Origin of the sequence: uncultured Mycobacterium sp., assembly GCF_964249325.1 — a bacterium.
In the GTDB taxonomy this organism is placed as follows: Bacteria; Actinomycetota; Actinomycetes; order Mycobacteriales; family Mycobacteriaceae; genus Mycobacterium.
Map to the genome: position 1 here is coordinate 1 of NZ_CAXUCH010000277.1, position 3652 is coordinate 3652.

The 3652-nt window shown below is 66.3% G+C and carries 5 protein-coding genes and 2 pseudogenes (1 of these 7 cut by a window edge); 4 read left to right on the forward strand and 3 right to left on the reverse strand.

Annotated features, from left to right (window positions below; genetic code table 11):
• Nucleotides 1-597 (forward strand): annotated as a pseudogene (locus ACFE99_RS22440) (galactokinase); the annotation flags it as partial.
• A gap of 55 nt (nt 598-652) precedes the next feature.
• Nucleotides 653-1399: a Mut7-C RNAse domain-containing protein gene (locus tag ACFE99_RS22445; protein ID WP_375488700.1), complete on the forward strand. Its 747-nt coding sequence runs from the start codon at nt 653-655 to the stop codon at nt 1397-1399.
• Between the two features lies 1 nt (nt 1400).
• Here ACFE99_RS22445 and ACFE99_RS22450 read toward each other — a convergent pair whose 3' ends face one another.
• A complete protein-coding gene (locus ACFE99_RS22450) occupies nt 1401-1886 on the reverse strand; it encodes a hypothetical protein (protein WP_375488702.1) in 486 nt (161 codons plus the stop codon).
• A 164-nt stretch (nt 1887-2050) separates the two neighbouring features.
• On the opposite strand from ACFE99_RS22450, the gene ACFE99_RS22455 reads away from it, so the two are divergent.
• Together ACFE99_RS22455 and ACFE99_RS22460 are read left to right on the forward strand one after the other, a co-directional pair.
• On the forward strand, nt 2051-2266 hold the full coding sequence (locus tag ACFE99_RS22455; protein WP_375488704.1) for a CopG family transcriptional regulator: 216 nt from the start codon (nt 2051-2053) through the stop codon (nt 2264-2266).
• Nucleotides 2263-2670: a PIN domain-containing protein gene (locus ACFE99_RS22460; RefSeq protein ID WP_375488706.1), complete on the forward strand. Its 408-nt coding sequence runs from the start codon at nt 2263-2265 to the stop codon at nt 2668-2670. The genes ACFE99_RS22455 and ACFE99_RS22460 overlap by 4 nt, the downstream gene beginning before the upstream one ends.
• A 36-nt stretch (nt 2671-2706) precedes the next feature.
• On the opposite strand, the gene ACFE99_RS22465 is transcribed toward ACFE99_RS22460, so the two are convergent.
• Nucleotides 2707-3327, reverse strand: a complete 621-nt coding sequence (locus ACFE99_RS22465) for an RES domain-containing protein (RefSeq protein WP_375488708.1) — start codon at nt 3325-3327, stop codon at nt 2707-2709.
• A pseudogene (locus ACFE99_RS22470) lies at nt 3320-3652 on the reverse strand (hypothetical protein); it runs 186 nt beyond the window's last position. Before ACFE99_RS22470 ends, ACFE99_RS22465 begins: the two are co-directional and overlap by 8 nt.

Below are 3652 nucleotides of genomic sequence, written 5' to 3' on the forward strand. Positions count from 1 at the left end.
ACGGCGCTGCTGATCGACTTCCGCGATCTGACCGTCAGGCCGGTGCCGTTCGACCCTGAGGCGCGCGGTGTTGCGTTGCTGCTGATCGACTCGCGGGCCCGGCACAGCAACGTCGGCGGCGAATACGCGGCCCGTCGTGCGTCCTGTGAACGTGCAGCCGCTGACCTGGGTGTGTCGTCGCTGCGGGATGTCAGTGCTGCTGCGGCGTTGGCAAAGATCGGCGACACCGTCAACGCCCGACGCGTTCGCCACGTGATCACCGAGAACCAGCGGGTCCTGGATTTCGCTGCGGCACTTGACGATTCCAATTTCACCGAAGCTGGCCGCATCCTGACCGCCTCGCACGCCTCGATGCGCGACGACTTCGAAATCACCACCGAGCACATCGATCTGCTCGCCGAATCCGCGGTTCAGGCCGGCGCGTTTGGCGCCCGCATGACCGGAGGCGGCTTCGGCGGCTGCGTGATCGCGTTGGTGCCGGCTGAGCGGGTCGAGGCGGTCGCGGAGGCGGCACGACGCGCGGTCGGTGATGCGGGCTACGAACAGCCGGTGATCACCCGCACCCACGCCGCCCAGGGTGCGTGTCTGCTGGGATGACTCGGCATAACACACCGCGATTGCGCGCCGCCGATTCCGCGCGAGACCATGAGGCATGGTCGGCTATGTCGACGTGCGGGCCTACGCCGAGCTCAACGACTTCCTCGGTCCCGACGTGCGCGGCCTGACCACGCGCCGCCCGTTTCGCAGCCATCAGACCGTCAAGGACGTGCTCGAGGCGATGGGAATTCCGCACACCGAGGTCGACCTCATCCTGGTCAACGGCGAGCCGGTCGACTACGCCCACCGCCCGCAGACAGGTGACCGCATCGCCGCCTACCCGGTATTTGAGGCGCTCGACGTCGGACCGGCGAGCAGGCTGCGGCCGGTGCCGCTGCGCGATCCCCGCTTCGTCGTCGACGTCAACCTCGGTCGGCTCGCGCGCCTGCTGCGGGTGCTCGGCTTCGACGTGTGGTGGTCAGCCGACGCCGACGATCAGTCTCTGGCCGATATCAGCTTGGCCCAACAGCGGATCCTGCTGACCCGAGACCGCGGCCTGTTGAAGCGTCGCGCGATCACGCACGGCTTGTTCGTCCGCGCCGACGACCCGGAGCAGCAGATCCTCGAAGTGATACGGCGACTGGATCTGCGCCAGCGGCTGGCTCCGCTGACCCGATGCGTGCGGTGCAACGGCCGGCTGGCCACCGTCACCAAGGACGAGGTGATCGACCAGCTCGAGCCGTTGACCCGCCGCTACTACGACGAGTTCAGCCGCTGCCGCGACTGCGGGCAGATCTATTGGGCCGGCTCGCACTATGAGCGGTTGCTCGAACTCGTCCATCGGCTGCGCGACAAACTGTGAGCTATGTGGCCGGCGTCAACCGGACTGCAGCCAGCTTCAGCCGGTCGACCGCCTCGGCGAACTCGTCGAGTGACGGTATGCGCGGCTCGCGGAATTTAATCCCGATCATGCGCTGTGCGCCCTTGACGCCATACGACTCTGAGCAGCGCCGGTAGAGATCCGCGACAACCCCGCGGTCTTGGATCAGTTCACCACGCATGGCCGTCGTCTTGCCGTCGAGCAAGACCTGGGCGTCGGCACCGTCGCGGAAGTTGAGCTTCCACGGCGCGCCGGTCAGGGCGTAGAGAAGGTTGTCGATCCGGTGAGCGCTCACCGGAATCGCATACTGCCGCCCGGTTTTTCGCCCCGTGAAGCTCAGCACCATCAGCTGCTTGCGGGCCGGGCCCATGAGCGGAGTGCGCAGCAGCGACCGCAGGATGGGGTTGACGACACGAAGTACAGGTTGCGGTGGATGCGAGATGGTGATCGCCGGCGATTGTTCTGTCATGCCAACACGGTAGGACTAATCGGGATGCGCGGGAGACTTTCTGCTGAGGCCCACGGTACTGACGCACTCAAGCCAGCGATGGTGACGGCACCGTCAGGGGACACGAGCTTTCCGTCTACGACTGTGCCGGAGCTATATGGTGCCAGCGGTGGTACCATACAAGCATGGAGAAGACGACCATCTACCTACCCGACGACCTCAAGGCCGCTGTGAAGCATGCTGCTCATCAGCGCGGAGTGTCGGAGGCAGAGGTCATCCGGGAGTCCATCCGGACGGCGGTAGGTGGTGTCAAACCCCGGCCCCGCGGTGGGCTGTACAGCGGATCTGAGCCGATTGCCCGGCGTGTTGACGAGCTACTGGATGGCTTTGGCGAGCGGTGATAGTTGACACCAGCGCACTGCTTGCCTATTTCGACGCAGCTGAGCCAGACCACCAGGCAGTATCCCGGGTGATCGATCGGTCCGACGACTGGCTTGTCGTCTCGCCCTATGTGGTCGCCGAACTCGACTATCTCCTGGCCACACGTGTGAATGTCGACGCCGAGCTCGCGGTGTTGCGGGAACTTTCCGGCAATGCCTGGGAATTGGCCGACTTCGCTGCCCCGCAGCTGGAGGAGGCTATCAAAATCATCGAAAAATACCGTGATCAGCACATCGGCATCGCGGACGCTTCCAACGTCGTGTTGGCCGACCTGCACCGCACTCGCACGATCGTGACGCTGGACCGTCGACACTTCGGGACATTGCGTCCGAGCCGTGGTGGACGCTTCACCATACTGCCGTGATAGTGGGCTCAACACCGATAAACGAACGGTCCGCACCTACGCGTCGCCGAAGTCCCAGCTGACCGTAAAACCGTGGCGCAGTACCAAAGCGGTGAGCACATCGGTGCGCTCGGCCAGTGGCCACGACTCGGTGGTGAACGCGTGGAGGGCAAAGAACGCGAAGTTCGCGGAGCTCTCCGGTGTGGTGCGCGGCCGGTACACGATGGCGTCCAGGTCGCTCCACCACCGCCGGACGGCGTCGGCGAGCCGATGACAGGAGGCCCACACGTCGGGATGCTGGCCCGACCTGAACTGGTCGTCGATGCCCAGGACGTCGAGGTTGGCCTCGGTGCGCAGGTCGAGCACGCGCGGAGGCCGGGCGGCGACCAAACGCACCAGATGGTGGCCGGCGTGGTCGGCCGGGATCACCAGGCCGGTCGGCAGGTAGCGCTCCCGGAATGCGCCGACGAGTGTGCTGGCCGCGTATCGCGTTCGGAATGAGCCGGATTCGGGATCGAAGCGAAAGCGCGGTGTGGGAAAGCCGTTCCAGGTCCACTCCGCGGGTGCGCTGGCGTCGACGCGCCACAGTTCGGTGCCGGCAGCAACGCGGCGACGGCGCAGGCCGGCGGGCCGAGCGGTCGGCAGAGGTGCCCGGTAGCCGGCGGGAAGATCAGGCACCGACCGCGGCTAGCATCCGCCACGCGGTCTCGGCGGTCTTGGGGCGGCGCAGCGCCTCGGCGATCGACGAGCCGCCCAGGTCGTCGCGGCGTAGCCGCATGACACGGTCGGCGGCCAGTGGGTCCGACGTGAAGCGCGTCAACAACTCCAGAATGCGGGGCAGGTCTGTCCGCAGCCGATCACCGTCGAATTGCCAAGCAGGAAACCAGGTCTGGTTACCGACCGCGGAGCCCAGCAGCTTGCCCCGGCTCCGCAGCCGGTGCACGGCCTGTGGCGACCGCAGGCCCAGCCGAGTTTGCACTTGCGGTGTGGGCAGCGCGCCCTC

Bases quoted from the DNA above. Each gene is read 5' to 3' on its own strand.
- ACFE99_RS22450 (WP_375488702.1), bottom strand. From the start codon at position 1,886: ATGACAGAACAATCGCCGGCGATCACCATCTCGCATCCACCGCAACCT.
- ACFE99_RS22445 (WP_375488700.1), top strand. From the start codon at position 653: ATGGTCGGCTATGTCGACGTGCGGGCCTACGCCGAGCTCAACGACTTC.
- ACFE99_RS22455 (WP_375488704.1), top strand. From the start codon at position 2,051: ATGGAGAAGACGACCATCTACCTACCCGACGACCTCAAGGCCGCTGTG.